This window comes from Corynebacterium sp. CCUG 65737 (assembly GCF_024454115.1).
Lineage (GTDB): Bacteria > Actinomycetota > Actinomycetes > Mycobacteriales > Mycobacteriaceae > Corynebacterium > Corynebacterium genitalium.
Window position 1 is genome coordinate 49,648 of the sequence record NZ_JAGPZB010000005.1, and the last position, 14,461, is coordinate 64,108.

Genomic DNA, 14,461 nt, shown 5'->3' on the forward strand with positions numbered 1-14,461 from the left:
GTTAGTGCTTCAGCTGGCCTGCTCACAGGCCACTAAGTGACTTAGTCTAGTACTTCCCTGTACCGCTCCGGCCCTGGCTCCGGGGCGAAGTCCGCATCGTTGGACTTATCCACCAGCACAGCGCGTACTCCTTCGAGGAAATCCGGCTCGCGGCGGATCTTCAACCCCAACCTCTCTTCGTTGTCGAGACTGCCCTTCAGATCGTGCTTGGCGTTAGCGTCCATCAACTCCGCCGAGGCGACCAATGATGCCGGTGAGGCCTGCTTCAGCAGCGGGTTGGCCAGCTCGCCGAGCTCACCAGTCAGCTGCTCACGGATGTGAGACCAGGGGCCGGTGAAAGTGCCGTCGACAAGCGAATAAATGCTCTCGATCTCCGCTTCGCCGTGCTCCATGCCCATCGCGTCGAGCGCACCGGCCCCCTCGTTGATCACGCGCTCCGCGACACCGTCAAGCGATTCAACGAGGTGCGTGGCCAGGCCCGTGGCCATCAAGTCATTCGCTGTGAGGCGGTACCCCGTAAGCGCGATGAACGTGCCCAGACCCTGCGACGGGTGCTTCGGCAGATTCTGCAGAGTCCAGCTCATGCCCACGTCGGTGAAGTAACCGATGTTCATCTCCGGCATCGAAGCGAATGCGTCGGGCGTGACCACGAAGTGGCTGCCGTGTGCAGACAGGCCCAAACCGCCACCCATGACCACTCCGGAGATGAGTGAGATATACGGCTTTGGAAATTCGGAGATGAGGTAGTTCATCTCGTATTCGCGGCGGAAAAACTCGTCGACGCCGTCGTGGTTGCCGGCCATGATCTGCTCGCGCGCGTACCGCACATCGCCGCCCGCACAGAAGTGCTTGCCGCTCGATTGAACCAGCACTTGCTCAATCGCGTCGTCCTCGCGCCAGGCGCGCAACGCATCGATGATCGGGTAGAGAATGTCCGGGTTCAGCGAGTTCAGCGCCTTCGGCCGGTGGAGCGTGACCACTCCGGTAGACTGAATCACATCGATTTTCACTGGTTGCGTCGCATTTTCGTTGCTTTCACTCATGAAACCAGTGTTCCATACCCTACAAAGGACTGCTATGAGCTTTCCCCGCATCGTTGCTTTGGACATGGACGGCACGCTCGTCGACCCGGACGGCAACATTCCCGACGAATTCTGGCCGCTGCTGGGGCGTGCCCAGGACGCTGGGATGATCATCGCCCCCACGTCGGGCCGCCAGCTGGCCACACTGCAGACAATGTTCGACGGCCGCGGACTGGAGACGTTCATCGCCGAAAACGGCGCCGTCGTGTGGCACCGCGGAGAGATCGTCTCTACCAAGCCGATGTCCCTGGACACCGTCACCTCGATCCTCGACGCTGTCCGCGAGACCGACGCTGCCATTCACCCCGTCGTGTGCATGCCCGAGTACGCCTACGTTGCCGAGGCCATGCCGCAGTGGGTACAGGAGGAGACGGACAAGTACTACGTGTCGCAGCGTGCGGTTGGTTCGCTTATCGACGCTGCACGGACCGACTCCAACCCCACCACCAAAGTGTCCCTGTTCGTGGAGTCCAATGCCGAAGACGACGGCGTTCCTCTTATTGAGAAAGCAGCCCCCGGTGTGAACGCGGCGGTCAGCTCCGAGCACTGGCTGGACATCATGTCCGACGATGCCAACAAGGGTGCCGCGCTGACGTCACTCGCGGAATCGCTGGATGTCGACATCGCCGATACTGCCGCCATCGGTGACTACCTCAACGACACGTCCATGCTCGAAGCTGCTGGCACCGCCGTGGCGATGGGAAACGCGCACAGCGACCTGAAAGCCATCGCCGACGAGATCACCGGCACCAATGCGGAGCACGGTGCTCTCAACGCAATCCGTAGGTGGCTGGAGGCCAACGACTAGAAAATGATCGATTTCACCGCACCCGCTGACGTTGTCGGCCCACAGTTGCTTGGCTGCCTGATCACCCACAACGGCGTGACAATCCGGCTGACAGAGGTGGAGGCTTACCTCGGCGAGGAGGATGAGGCCGCACACACCTACCGCGGAAAGACCCAGCGTAACGCTGCCATGTTCGGCGAGCCGGGCCGGCTCTACGTCTACCTCTCCTACGGCATCCACTTGAACGGAAACATTGTCTGCGCTCCGGCGGGCACAGGCCAGGGATGCCTCATGCGTGGTGGTGAGGTTGTAGAGGGGGTCGACGTGGCGCGGGAACGTCGACAAGCGAAAGGCAATACTGTCGTCGACGAGAACCTTGCGCGCGGACCCGGAAATTTGGGGCAGGCACTGGGGCTGTCCCTTCCCGACAACGGCACCCCCGTCCAGTTGACCGAACGCGATGAAGAACCAGAGTGGGAGTCTGGGCCGCGTGTGGGCATCAGCAAAAACGTCGATGCCCCCTACCGCTTCTGGATCCCCGGCGACCCGACCGTGAGCAAGTTCCGGGGAAAGAAACGCTAGTTCTTCTTGCCCTTCTTGTCGCGCTCCAAGTCGGCAGCGACATCGGGGACGTAACGGAACTCCTCGCGCGGTGGCCGCTCATAGTTGCTGGAGGCGGGCCGCTCCGGGATCTCAGGGAGGTCGAGGGCGACGTCCTCGTACGGGATTGAGGCCAGCAGATGCGAGATGACGTTGATGCGCGAGCGCTTCTTATCTTCGCTCTCCACCGTGTTCCACGGCGCCTCTGGGATGTCGGTGTGGACGAACATCTCGTCTTTCGCGCGGGAGTACTCCTCCCACTTCGTGATGGATTCCAGATCCATCGGTGACAGCTTCCACTGGCGCAACGGGTCTTCGCGGCGGGACTGAAAACGCGCAATCTGCTCTTCATCGGAGACAGAGAACCAGTACTTGCGCAGCAAGATCCCGTCCTCGACCAGCAGGCGTTCAAAGATCGGCGCTTGGTGGAGGAAACGGCGGTACTCGTCCGTCGTGCAGAAACCCATCACGCGCTCTACACCGGCACGGTTGTACCAGGAGCGGTCAAAGATGACGATCTCACCAGCCGCAGGCAGGCGCTCGATGTAGCGCTGGAAGTACCACTGCGTCTGCTCGCGCTCCGTCGGCTTAGGCAATGCCTCAATGCGGCACACCCGCGGGTTGAGGTACTGGGTAATGCGCTTGATCGCCGAGCCCTTGCCAGCGGCGTCGCGACCCTCCATCACGATGACGATACGGGCACCCGTGGCAACGACCCACTGCTGCAACTTCACCAGCTCGGCCTGGAGCCGCAGCAGCTCTTTCTCATAAGCCTTCTTCGCCAGCTTCGGGGGCTTGGTGTATTCCTCTGCTTTTGAATCTCGGGCTTCGGAATTGATGTCGGAACTCATGGGCTTTCACCGTAGTCCCGGCTGTGAGATACCTGGCAACCGGGGTCGCCCCGGCAGGCGGAGGGGTGATTCCCCCCCCCAGCTAGTTCACCTTGAACTCAGCCATCTCGTCCCACTCGGTCTTGCCTTCGATCAGGGTGTTGATGATCTCCGGGGTCTCCTCCAGAATCTTCGGGAACAGCTCCTGTGCGGCCTTGAAGTGATCAGAGGTGACGTGGGCCTCGGCGGCATCGTCCTGGAACGCCTCGACGAGGATGTACTCGCCAGGCTGGTCGGTGTTGCGGTACCACTCGAAGAACAGGCATCCGGCCTCGTTGCGGGACGCATCAGTGAAGTCGGCGACCAGTTCGCGGAAGTTCTCGGTGTTTTCGGGCAAGGGCTTGAAACGGACATTGATGAGGATCATGAGTCCCAGTGTAGAGCGGCTCACTACACTGGGAAGAACTACTTTCGACGAACTGGAAAGCGTGGTGCACCGTGAGCGAGCACATCGACCTCAACGCCGACCTTGGCGAGACGACGGCGGGTAACCCCGTCGCCGACGACGCAGCCATGCTGGAGATGGTCTCCAGCGCCAACGTGGCTACAGGTTTCCACGCGGGTGATCCGCATTCCATTAAAGGGACGCTTGTCGACGCGAAAAGAAGCAACGTGACCGTCGGCGCCCACATCGCCTACAAGGACCCGGCCGGTTTCGGACGTCGTTTCATCGACTACGACCCAGCCGAGCTGGCTGACGAGACTTTGTACCAAATTGGCGCTCTTGACGCACTGGCCCGTGCGCAGGGATTGGAGGTCCGTTACGTCAAGCCGCACGGTGCGCTGTACAACACCATCGTTCACCACGACAAGCACGCCCAAGCCGTGATCGACGGCATCAAAGCCTTTGGGGATCTCCCAGTCATGCTTCTGCCTGGCGGCGCCGCGGTGGACATCGCAGAAAAGGCTGGCCTGCGGGTGATCCGTGAAGCCTTCGCGGACCGCGGGTACAACCCGGACGGCACTTTGGTCTCCCGCCGCGAACCGAACGCTGTGATGACGGACGCCCAACAGGTGGCTGAGCGCGTGTTGCAGGTCGCCTCAACCGGTGCCGTCACTGCCATCGACGGCAGTATCGTCGACGTTGCTGCGGAATCGGTGTGCGTGCACGGCGACTCCCCCGGCTCTGTTGAGTTGACCCGCAGCGTTGTGGCGAAGCTGCAGGACGAAGGCATTGAGATCAGGAGCTTCCTGTGAGCGGCACCATTAAACGCGACATCAAGCGCGTGGGCACGCGCGGACTCATGGTCGACCTAGTCAGCCTCGAACAGGTCATGGATTTCTACGCGGCCTTAAGCACCGAGCCTCTCGAGCGCCAAACCGACGTCATCGCCGGCGCCCGCACCGTGCTGGTCACCTTTGATTCCACCTCAGCGGCTACAGCAGCAGCCGAATTCCTCCGCGACTTCGAACCCGAGGCGGCAGGAAGCAAGGAATCCCGCGAGATCGAAATTGAGGTTTGCTACGACGGCGCAGACCTCGACGAACTAGCTGAACACCTGGGCAAGACCCGCGACGAACTCATCGAATGGCACACGTCCACCGTGTGGAAGGCCGGGTTTGGCGGATTCGCTCCCGGATTCACCTACTGCGTCCCTGAAAACGAGGCAGACGCACTCGACGTGCCACGCCGCTCATCCCCCCGTACTGAGGTCCCAGCCGGCGCCGTCGCATTGGCTGGTGACTTCTCCGCCGTTTACCCGCGCACCTCACCAGGCGGGTGGCAGCTCATCGGCACGACCACGACACCGATGTGGGACTCCACCGCTAAGCCTCCGGCGTTGGTCAGCCCTGGGGATACGGTGCGCTATGTCAGCGTCGAAAAGCTTGCGCACGAGCAAGAGACCAGCCACTTCGAGCTGGACACTCCCCCACGCATGCCGCTGTTCACTGTGGACGATGCTGGACTGCAGACGCTCTACCAGGACCTGGGCAGGCAGGGCAACGGCAGCCTCGGCGTGACCACGTCCGGATCGTCGGACCGTGCGTCCGCGCGCATCGCGAACGACGTGGTGGGCAACAAGCGCAACGCGACTCTCCTGGAAAACATCGGCGGGCTGACTATGACGGCACTGACGGAAACCGTCGTGTGCGTCACCGGTGCCGACACCGACGTGTTCGTGGGCCAGAGGTCGTTCCCACTCGCCACCCCGATCATTGTGCCGGCCGGTGCGCAGCTCGTTGTCGCCCCACCCCGGGTGGGCATGCGCTCTTATATCGCTGTGCGCGGCGGGCTCATCGCCGATACCGAGTTGGATTCCGCCGCGACCGACCTGCTCTCCGGGCTCGGCCCCGCACCGATCCAGGCTGGCGACACCGTTTCCGTGTCGCTGAAGAAGCCGGACACTGCGAACGCCCTGTTGTCCAACCCACTGCGCGTCACCGCTGACACCGCGACCGTGCGCTGCGTGCTCGGCCCGCGCGATGACTGGTTCAGCACAGATGAAGTCGAGCGTTTCTTTGACACGACTTTCACGGTGACCGGCGAATCCAACCGCGTCGGCGTGCGCCTAGAAACAGACAAACCGCTGCAGCGTGATCGCAGTGGCGAACTTCCCTCAGAAGGCATGGTGGCCGGCAGCGTGCAAATCCCGCCCAGCGGCCAGCCCGTCGTGTTCCTGCGTGACCACGCAGTGACCGGTGGCTATCCCGTCATTGCCACCGTGATCAGTGAAGACGTCGACATTGCCGCGCAACTTTCCCCTGGCTCCACCATCCGCTTCGAACGATACAGCGAAAGAGATTAACTACACCATGACCACTCCTGCACCTCAGACATCCTTGAAAGCGGTGCTCATTGCCAACCGTGGGGAGATCGCGGTCCGCATCGCCCGCGCGGCGCGCGACCTGGGCATCCGATCCATCGCGGTCTATTCCGACGCTGACACCGGCGCGCTGCACACGCTCGTTGCCGACGAGGCCTACCGCCTGCCCGGCAATAGCGCTTCCGAGACGTACATGAACGTCCCGGCACTGATCTCCCTGGCGCATAAAGTTGGAGCAGACTGCATCCACCCCGGTTACGGCTTCCTGTCGGAGAACTCTGACTTCGCCCGTGCAGTTGTTGACGCTGGCCTGACCTGGATTGGCCCCACTCCCGACTCGATCGAGCTGCTCGGCGACAAGATCGCCGCTCGCCGCGTCGCAGTGGAGGTTGGCGCGCCGCTGGCCCCAGGCACCGAAGATCCGATCGGCGACTGGGAGGAGGCCCGCGCCTTCGCGGAAGAACACGGCATGCCGATTGCCATCAAGGCTGCTTACGGCGGTGGTGGACGCGGTTTGAAGGTCGTCCACGACGAGTCCGACATCGAGGACGCTTTCGCATCTGCCGGCCGCGAAGCCAAGGAAGCTTTCGGCCGTGCGGAATGCTACGTGGAGAAGTTCCTCACCCACCCGCGCCACGTTGAAGCTCAGGTGCTTGCCGACACCCACGGCAACGTCGCAGTGTTAGGAACCCGAGACTGCTCGACGCAACGCCGGTTCCAGAAACTCATCGAGGAAGCCCCCGCCCCCTTCCTCACCGACGAGCAGCGCACCGGCATCGAGGACGGTGCGCGCGAGATTTGCCGCGCAGCGAACTACGTCGGCGCGGGAACCGTCGAGTACATCGTGTCCGAAGACGGCACCGTGTCCTTCCTGGAGGTGAACACCCGCGTGCAGGTGGAGCACCCCGTCACGGAGGTGGTCACAGGCGTGGACATCATCGCTGAGCAGTTCCGCATCGCTGACGGCCAGGAGCTGTCCTTCGGTGGGGACCCGGAGATCACCACTCACGCCTTCGAGTTCCGCATTAACGCCGAGGACGTCACCAACGGTTTCGCACCTGCGCCGGGCACCGTCACGCGTTTCGACGTCCCCACCGGCCCCGGCATTCGCGTCGACTCTGGGGTGCGGACAGGCAGTGAGATCCCCGCCTACTACGACTCGCTGATGGCCAAGCTGATTGTCACCGGCCCGAACCGCGACGCGGCTCTGGCGCGCTCCCGCCAAGCCCTGAAGGAATTCACCATTGAGGGAGTGCGCACCGTGTTGCCGTTCCACCGCGACATGGTGGATGCTCCGGAGCTCAACGGCGATTCTCTGGATATCTACACCGACTGGGTGGACGGCAATTACTCCCCCAGCGCCAACCACGAAACGGCCGATATCGAGCACATTTACGACGAGCGGGAGACCGTCGTCATCGAAATCGACGGGCGCCTGCACCAGATCGGCTTCCCCCGCAGCTTGCTCCGCGGCGGCGCCACTGGCGAGTCACTTTCTTCCGCCGCGGAGAATACTGCTGGTAGCGGCGGTGAAGGGGCTGTGACGGTGAAGTACGAGTCGACCATCGTGAAGTGGATGGTCAGCGACGGCGACACCGTGGAAAAGGATCAGCCGCTGGCCACCGTCGAGGCCATGAAGATGGAATCCACCATCAAATCCCCGACCGCCGGCACGATCTCGCTCTCCGCGTCGGAGAAGGACCGTGTGAAGGCGGGAACGACGATCGCAACGATCGCCTAAGCCCTCTTTACGGAACCTGGTAGGACCGGTCCGGAATATCAGTGATGAGCATCTTGCCCGGGGCATGGCAGATGGCCAGCTCCGGCTTGGAACTCATCACGACGGACTGCGGAGTCACGCCGCAACCCCAGAACACTGGGATAGTGCCGGCGGGGATGTCCACGGGGTCGCCGAAATCGGGTGCCCCAAGATCCTTAATGCCGATCGCCGCCGGGTCGCCGACATGGATCGGCGCACCATGCACCGCTGGATAGCGCGAAGTGACCCGCACAGCGTCCGCGACGCGGTTAGCAGGGATCGGGCGCATAGACACCACCATCGGCCCGCCGAAGACCCCAGCTGGCTCCGTCTCGAGGGTGGTTAGGTACATGGGCACATTGCGCCCTTGCTCAATATGCGCGACTGGAATTCCCTCGGCAATGAGGGCGTCTTCGAATGTGAATGAGCAGCCGATGAGAAATGCCACCGTGGAGTCGGTCCAGTAGCCGGTGGCGTCGGTGATTTCGTCGATAAGCACACCGTGCTTGTAGATCCTGTACGCCGGAATATCCTTGCGAATGTCGCCGCCGGCCATGAGCTCGGAATTTAGTTGGCCTGCCTCGAGAACGCCGAGCACCGGGCACGGCTTCGGGTTGCGCTGAGCGAACAGCAAGAAGTCGAAAGCGTACTTCTGGTCAACCGCAATAAGGTTCGCCTGCGCGTAGCCGGGCGCCCACCCCGCGGTGGTGCCCACGTCGTGGGTGCGGAAGTAGTCCCGCGCGCGGGCGGGATCCTTTTCTACGCCCACAGTGCTGCCAATCCGGAGAGTGAGCGGAAGCCCATGCAGAAGGTTCCTGCGAGCACAATCACTCCTATGACCTTCATCCACACCGGGTAGTTGTATCCCTTGAGTAGATCCTTGCGGAACAGCGCGGCCCACATGACCACGGCAAAACCGATCGGCAGGATAAGCCCGTTGAAGGCACCAGCGAAGATGAGCAGTTTCTGCGGCGCAGTGCCAAGGAGGAGGAACAGGATCGTGCATACCACGATGAACGCCACCGTGAGCCAGTTGCGCAGCTTCACATCTGTCTTCTGCGTGGTCACGAATGTCAGCGAAGTGTAGGACGCACCGATCACCGACGACAGGCCCGCCGCCCACAGCACCAGACCGAAGGCACGAAGCCCGAACTCTCCGGCGGCCTGGTAGAAAGCATCGGCGGCCGTATTGTCCTTGGATAGCACCACGCCGGTAGCAACCACGCCGAGCACCGCGAGGAAGAGAAGCACACGCATGATGCCGATCACCACGATGCCCAGCACAGATGCATTCGAAATATTCTTGATATTCTCCACACCGGTCTGGCCCGAATCAATGATGCGGTGGACACCGGCGAAGGTGATGTAGCCGCCGACCGAGCCGCCGATTAGCGTGACGATGACTGCAAAGTCCACTTGCTCGGGGAGGACCGTCTGCTTCAACGCATCTCCGACGGGCGGCTGGGAGACAATAGCGACGTACAGCATGAGCAGGATCATGATCGCGCCGAGGCCCACAACAATGCGGTCCAGCGCAACACCTGCGCGTTTGGACAGGAAGATCAATACGGCGATCACCGCTGAGATCCCGCCGCCGATCTTCGGGTCAAGGCCGAGCATGGCATTCATTCCCAGCCCTGCACCGGCGATGTTGCCGATATTGAAGATCATGCCGCCTGCGAAGACCAGTAACGACATCACCCATCCCAGCCCGGGAATCACCGAGTTGCCGAGCTCGTTAGCACGCAGCCCCGAGATACCGAGCACGCGCCACACATTCAGCTGGATCGCGATATCCACGAGAATGGAGATGAGAATCGCGAACGCGAAAGCAGCGCCCAACCGGACGGTGAACACACTGGTCTGGGTGAGAAAGCCCGGGCCGATCGAGCTGGTCGCCATGAGGAACACAGCGCCGATAACGGAGCCGACGCCCTTGGGTGCCTCCACTTTTCCGTTATTAGAGGTCTCAACCTCTGCCTTGGTGGAGCCGTCCTGAATAGTCATCGGGCCCTCCTTTCCTAGGGAGAAAATTTGCGATTAGTTTAAGGCGTGAACCTACCCTTGCGGACCCGAATGCCGGGAATCGGGGTCCGCTACCCTCAATCTCATGAGCTCATCCACACCGTTCGCTGATTCTCTCTTCTGGTCGCTCAGGTCACCGGAGGGAAAAGAATCCTTTCTCTTCGGAACCCTCCACGTCATCGACGACACGAAGATCGCGTTGCCGGTGAGCGAGCTTGAACAAATCCTCAAGAGCAAAGAGGCACTGTTCGTTGAGATCAACCCCCACGACCTTGATGATCTGCGGGAGCAGGGGCTCGAACAACTCGGCAGCGAAACTGAGATGAGCCAGAAAACTGCATCCGAAACCCTTTCCTCAGATGACATGGACAGGTTGCAGAGTCTGCTGAGCTCGTCCCCTCGCCTCTCCCCCATGAAAGACCACCTCGAACACTTGCCAGCGGGAGCACTCGCGCAGCTGGTCAGAGTGGAAACCCAGCTCCGTTCGCAGTTTTTCGACGAGGGCACGTTCGAACCTGAAACTCACTTCGTCGACGTTGCAATGAAGGAAGAGATTCCGGTTGAATCCCTCGAAAGTGTCGAAGAGCAATTTGCACACATGCACGAAAACGAGGACCTCGCGGAAGCGTTAGACGAGTACTACGCGGACGACGTATTCGACATGTTTGAGCGCTATGTAGAGCAAAACTTGCTACTGGTTCGGGACAAGGACTTGAACTCTCCAGCCATGATTGAGCGCAACAGCGCCCTGGCCAGCAAGCTGGACGTCGCGCTGCGCGACAAAGAAGGATTGGTTCTCGTCGGCGCCGCCCACCTACCGCTCGATCATGGCGTGTTAGCGAGCCTGGCACGCGCGGGATGGACAGTGCGAAAGGTCGAGCTGCCCGTCGAGCGACGCTAAGTCAGCGCGTTCTCGACAACGTTGAGAGCTTTAACCCTCGAGCATTTCTCCCAGCTCAAGCCACTCGAGCTCGAGTTCTTCGCGCTGTCCGCGCAGCTGCGCGACCTCACCCGTCTTGGCTCCGATGGCCTCGAAATCGGGGGCATCCTCCTGCGACATCGCCGTGATCTGCGCCTCCAACGCGGCCACCTGCTCGTCGAGCTTCTCCATTTTGCGGTCGAGCGATTTCATCTTCTTCGACAGCTCGCGGCGTTCCTGCGGTGAGACGCCAGCCGGCTTCTCCGCAGCCTTCGGCTCGTTCTGTCCCAGGTTGAGAACGCCCGAGTCCTGCTCCATTGCTTTTCTGCGCTCCAGGTACTGCTCAATCCCACCCGGCAAATTCGTTAAGTCACCGTCACCGAAAAGGGCGTACGTGACATCAGCGATGCGCTCGATGAGGTAGCGGTCGTGGGAAATCACCACGAGCGTCCCCGGCCACGAGTCGAGCAGGTCCTCGAGTTCCTGGAGGGTGTCGATGTCGAGGTCGTTGGTTGGCTCGTCGAGAAGCAGCACGTTCGGCTCGCTCATGAGCACACGCGTCAGTTGCAGGCGACGGCGCTCTCCACCGGAGAGATCCCCGACGGGGGTGCGTTGACGTTTGGGTGAGAACCCGAGGCGTTCCGCCAGCTGGGAGGCAGATAGCTCCTTCTTGCCTAGGGTGATGTAGGTGGCCACGTCTTCGACGGCGTCGATAACGCGGCGGGTCGGGTCGAGGTCGTCGAGCTCTTGGCGTAGCCATCCAATACGGGTCGTCTGACCTTCAACGCGGCGGCCTGCAGCGAGGGGGTAATCGTCTGCCAACGCGCGCAGCAGCGTCGTCTTGCCGGATCCGTTCACGCCGACGAGACCGATCCTCTCCCCCGGCGCGAGACGCCACGTGAGATGGTCCACAAGGGTTCGCCCGTCAGGAGCGTCAATACGTGCGTCCTCGAGCTCGATCACAACGCGGCCCTGGCGCTGCTTAGAAAACGCCATGAGCTCGACCGTGTCGCGCGGGGCAGGAACGTCCGCAATGAGTGCTTCCGCCGCCTCGATGCGGTAGCGCGGCTTCGACGTGCGCGCCGGCGCACCGCGGCGCAACCACGCAAGCTCTTTGCGGGCGAGATTCTGGCGGCGCTGTTCAATCGCGTCGGCCTGGCGGGCGCGCTCGGCGCGGGCGAAGGTCCAGTCGTTGTACCCGCCCTCGTACACATCCACCTTGCCGTCATGGACTTCCCAGGTCAGGGTGGCCACTGTATCCAGGAACCAGCGGTCGTGCGTGACCACCACGATGCCGAGTTTGCGCTTCATCAAATGGTCAGCGAGCCACTGCACACCTTCCACATCGAGGTGGTTTGTCGGCTCATCGAGCACCACCAAATCGAGATCACCCACGAGCGCAGCGGCGAGGTTCACGCGGCGACGCTCACCACCCGATAAATGCCCCACGGGTGTATCCAACCCGAGTTCAGCCACACCGGTGCCGGCAAGCACCTCGCGGACCTTTGCGTTCGACGCCCACTCGAAGACCTCCAACCCAAGCGGCTCCACAACTGCCTGGCCAACGGTCATCTCATCTGGCAGATCAAAACGCTGCGTCACCACCGCCATCCGCAGATCGTTCGTGTGGGACACGCGCCCCTCGTCTGGCGGCTCGATGCCGGTGAGCACCTCCAGCAGCGTGGTCTTGCCGCCGCCATTGAGACCGACAACGCCGATGCGGTCGCCTGTTTGCACGCCGAGAGAGACTCCATCCAAGAGCGTTTTCAGCCCCCACGTCTTGGACACATTTTCCAGGTTGATCAGGTTAGCCATGATGTGGCCATTCTAGAGAAGAGCTGCACCACCGACGGGACCCTGTGCGGCGAAACCTTCAATGTTTCCTTGCGCCGTGAGCTTGTCGACGACGCGCAGCGCCACCGCCTGATCCTCACACAGCGCAGCAATGGTCGGACCGGATCCAGACACCATTGCTCGGATTGCACCGGCGTCTTCGGCACCGTGGATGATCTGCTGCAATGACGGCCGCAACGCCAGGGCCGCCGGTTCAAGATCGTTGTGCATCGCCGCGCCGACCTGGTGAGGCTCGCCAGAAAGCAGCGCCCGGGAAATGAGTGCGGTGTCCATGTGCGGGACCATCGAAGCGTAGGTAAAGCGCAGATCGTCGAGCTTCTCGAAGACCTTTCCAGTGGATAGCCCCACCTTCGGGTTGAGAAAAGCGAACCAGTAGGAGCCACGGCACATCATCGGTACGAGGCTATCCCCGCGGTCCGTGCCCAACGCGACGCCGCCCATCGCAGCAAACGGCACGTCTGCCCCGAGGGCCTTCCATACGTTGTCTCGATCTTCCGGCTCCACTGTGTACCCGTAGTGGAGCAACAGGGCCTCAGCAGCGACAACCGCGGCAGCCGCATCGGCGGAGCCACCGGCCATGCCACCTGCGACGGGGATGGTCTTATCTACCTCAATCCGCACCGGCGGCAGATCAGCCCCCTCTGCGTCTCCGGCCACGCCAGCCAGCGCCTCCACCGCGCGCCAGGCCAGGTTACGCGGGGTGTCCACATCTTCGTCGGGTTCTTCGACATGGAAGGTCGTGCTGATCGACGCCTCCTCCGCCGGCGTCAAGGTGACTGTCTCCGCCCTGTCGACGGCCATGAACACTGTGGACAACTCGTGGTACCCGTCGGCCCTTGCTTCCCCCACACCAAGGTGGAGGTTCACTTTCCCGTGCGCACGGCCCGAGAACGATTCCGTGAACAGTGGAACTGCAGGTGACATTAGTCAGTCACCTCCGCAAGCCGGACAAAGTCCTCCACGGAGAGCTTCTCACCGCGCAGCCCCGGGTCAATGCCCGCTGCCCGCAAGGCTTCCTCTGCAGCCGGGCCAGATCCGTAGACTCCAGTCAGGCACGCGCGAAGGGTTTTGCGGCGTTGGGCAAATGCGGCGTCGATAAGCGGAAAGACCTTGGGCCGCAGCGAGCGGTCGAATGTCTCATTCACATCGATGCGCACAAGCCCTGATTCGATGTTTGGTGCAGGCCAGAAGACGTTCTTGCCGATCGTCCCCGCCTTGCGCACATTCCCATAGAATGACGCTTTAACGCTGGGCACGCCGTAGATTTTCGAGCCAGGGTCGGCCGCGAGACGCTCCGCAACCTCAAGCTGGACCATGACCAGCACGCGACGGATGCTGGGAAACTCCTCAAGCAGGTGAAGGAGCACGGGCACCGCCACGTTGTACGGCAGGTTTGCCACCAGTGCCGTCGGCTCCCGGTCGAGGTCGGCGTGGGACACTGCGAGTGCATCCATGTTGAACACGGTGAGCTTGTCCGCGTCGCTGCGCTCGGCGGCAGTTTCCGGCAATTTGGTTGCCAGACGCGGATCAATTTCGACAGCGATGACGTGATTCGCAACGTCGATAAGCCCCAGCGTGAGCGAGCCCAAACCCGGTCCGACTTCGAGAACCGTCTCAGCAATGCCTGGCTCATCCAGGTCAGCGGCAGCGACGATCCGACGGACCGTGTTCGGGTCGTGCACGAAGTTCTGCCCCAACTTCTTCGTTGGAGAGACCTCGAGCTCCTCAGCCAACGCGCGGATCTCCGCGGGGCCAAGCAGCTGGGAAGTAGTCATGCCCT

At 62.0% G+C, this 14,461-nt stretch carries 14 protein-coding genes; 6 read left to right on the forward strand and 8 right to left on the reverse strand.

Annotated features, from left to right (window positions below):
* Positions 1-41: 41 nt before the first annotated feature.
* On the reverse strand, positions 42-1,043 hold the full coding sequence (locus KBX17_RS05410; RefSeq protein ID WP_256018836.1) for a 3-hydroxyisobutyryl-CoA hydrolase: 1,002 nt from the start codon (positions 1,041-1,043) through the stop codon (positions 42-44).
* 34 nt (positions 1,044-1,077) lie between these two features.
* On the opposite strand from KBX17_RS05410, the gene KBX17_RS05415 reads away from it, so the two are divergent.
* Both KBX17_RS05415 and KBX17_RS05420 read left to right on the forward strand, forming a co-directional pair.
* Entirely contained in the window at positions 1,078-1,890 is an 813-nt protein-coding gene (locus KBX17_RS05415) for an HAD family hydrolase (protein ID WP_256018837.1), read from the forward strand.
* A 3-nt stretch (positions 1,891-1,893) separates the two neighbouring features.
* Complete coding sequence (locus tag KBX17_RS05420; RefSeq protein ID WP_256018839.1) at positions 1,894-2,451, forward strand: DNA-3-methyladenine glycosylase; 558 nt, start codon at positions 1,894-1,896, stop codon at positions 2,449-2,451.
* Here KBX17_RS05420 and ppk2 read toward each other — a convergent pair.
* Together ppk2 and KBX17_RS05430 are read right to left on the reverse strand one after the other, a co-directional pair.
* Positions 2,448-3,320 (reverse strand): polyphosphate kinase 2, encoded by an 873-nt coding sequence (gene ppk2 / locus KBX17_RS05425; RefSeq protein ID WP_255995437.1) that lies wholly within the window; start codon positions 3,318-3,320, stop codon positions 2,448-2,450. The genes KBX17_RS05420 and ppk2 overlap by 4 nt on opposite strands.
* A gap of 82 nt (positions 3,321-3,402) precedes the next feature.
* Positions 3,403-3,726: a putative quinol monooxygenase gene (locus KBX17_RS05430; RefSeq protein WP_005291270.1), complete on the reverse strand. Its 324-nt coding sequence runs from the start codon at positions 3,724-3,726 to the stop codon at positions 3,403-3,405.
* Positions 3,727-3,797: 71 nt separating this feature from the next.
* Here KBX17_RS05430 and KBX17_RS05435 point away from each other — a divergent pair, with 71 nt between their 5' ends.
* The 3 genes from KBX17_RS05435 to KBX17_RS05445 are packed head-to-tail and all read left to right on the forward strand — an operon-like array spanning position 3,798 to position 7,865.
* Entirely contained in the window at positions 3,798-4,556 is a 759-nt protein-coding gene (locus tag KBX17_RS05435; protein ID WP_005291273.1) for a LamB/YcsF family protein, read from the forward strand.
* Positions 4,553-6,106 (forward strand): urea amidolyase family protein, encoded by a 1,554-nt coding sequence (locus KBX17_RS05440; RefSeq protein ID WP_256018840.1) that lies wholly within the window; start codon positions 4,553-4,555, stop codon positions 6,104-6,106. Before KBX17_RS05435 ends, KBX17_RS05440 begins: the two co-directional genes overlap by 4 nt.
* A gap of 7 nt (positions 6,107-6,113) precedes the next feature.
* Positions 6,114-7,865, forward strand: coding sequence for a biotin carboxylase N-terminal domain-containing protein (locus KBX17_RS05445; RefSeq protein WP_256018842.1), 1,752 nt, complete (start codon positions 6,114-6,116; stop codon positions 7,863-7,865).
* 7 nt (positions 7,866-7,872) lie between these two features.
* Here KBX17_RS05445 and KBX17_RS05450 read toward each other — a convergent pair whose 3' ends face one another.
* Both KBX17_RS05450 and KBX17_RS05455 read right to left on the reverse strand, forming a co-directional pair.
* The gene (locus tag KBX17_RS05450; RefSeq protein WP_370687236.1) at positions 7,873-8,664 is read right to left on the reverse strand and encodes a putative hydro-lyase; all 792 of its coding nucleotides are present in this window, start codon (positions 8,662-8,664) and stop codon (positions 7,873-7,875) included.
* Complete coding sequence (locus tag KBX17_RS05455) at positions 8,643-9,890, reverse strand: NRAMP family divalent metal transporter (protein WP_256018843.1); 1,248 nt, start codon at positions 9,888-9,890, stop codon at positions 8,643-8,645. Before KBX17_RS05455 ends, KBX17_RS05450 begins: the two co-directional genes overlap by 22 nt.
* A gap of 103 nt (positions 9,891-9,993) precedes the next feature.
* Between KBX17_RS05455 and KBX17_RS05460 the strand changes: the two genes are divergently transcribed.
* The gene (locus KBX17_RS05460) at positions 9,994-10,809 is read left to right on the forward strand and encodes a TraB/GumN family protein (RefSeq protein ID WP_256018845.1); all 816 of its coding nucleotides are present in this window, start codon (positions 9,994-9,996) and stop codon (positions 10,807-10,809) included.
* A gap of 30 nt (positions 10,810-10,839) precedes the next feature.
* Here the strand turns inward: KBX17_RS05460 and KBX17_RS05465 are convergent, their stop codons facing one another.
* From KBX17_RS05465 to rsmA, 3 genes are read right to left on the reverse strand one after another with little or no spacing between them, the layout of a single operon-like run.
* Positions 10,840-12,642: an ABC-F family ATP-binding cassette domain-containing protein gene (locus tag KBX17_RS05465; RefSeq protein ID WP_256018846.1), complete on the reverse strand. Its 1,803-nt coding sequence runs from the start codon at positions 12,640-12,642 to the stop codon at positions 10,840-10,842.
* Between the two features lie 12 nt (positions 12,643-12,654).
* Positions 12,655-13,605 carry a 4-(cytidine 5'-diphospho)-2-C-methyl-D-erythritol kinase gene (locus KBX17_RS05470; protein WP_256018848.1) on the reverse strand — a complete coding sequence of 317 codons (951 nt, stop codon included), beginning with the start codon at positions 13,603-13,605 and terminating at the stop codon, positions 12,655-12,657.
* Positions 13,605-14,456, reverse strand: coding sequence for a 16S rRNA (adenine(1518)-N(6)/adenine(1519)-N(6))-dimethyltransferase RsmA (rsmA, locus tag KBX17_RS05475; protein ID WP_256018849.1), 852 nt, complete (start codon positions 14,454-14,456; stop codon positions 13,605-13,607). The genes KBX17_RS05470 and rsmA overlap by 1 nt, the downstream gene beginning before the upstream one ends.
* Positions 14,457-14,461: the final 5 nt, after the last annotated feature.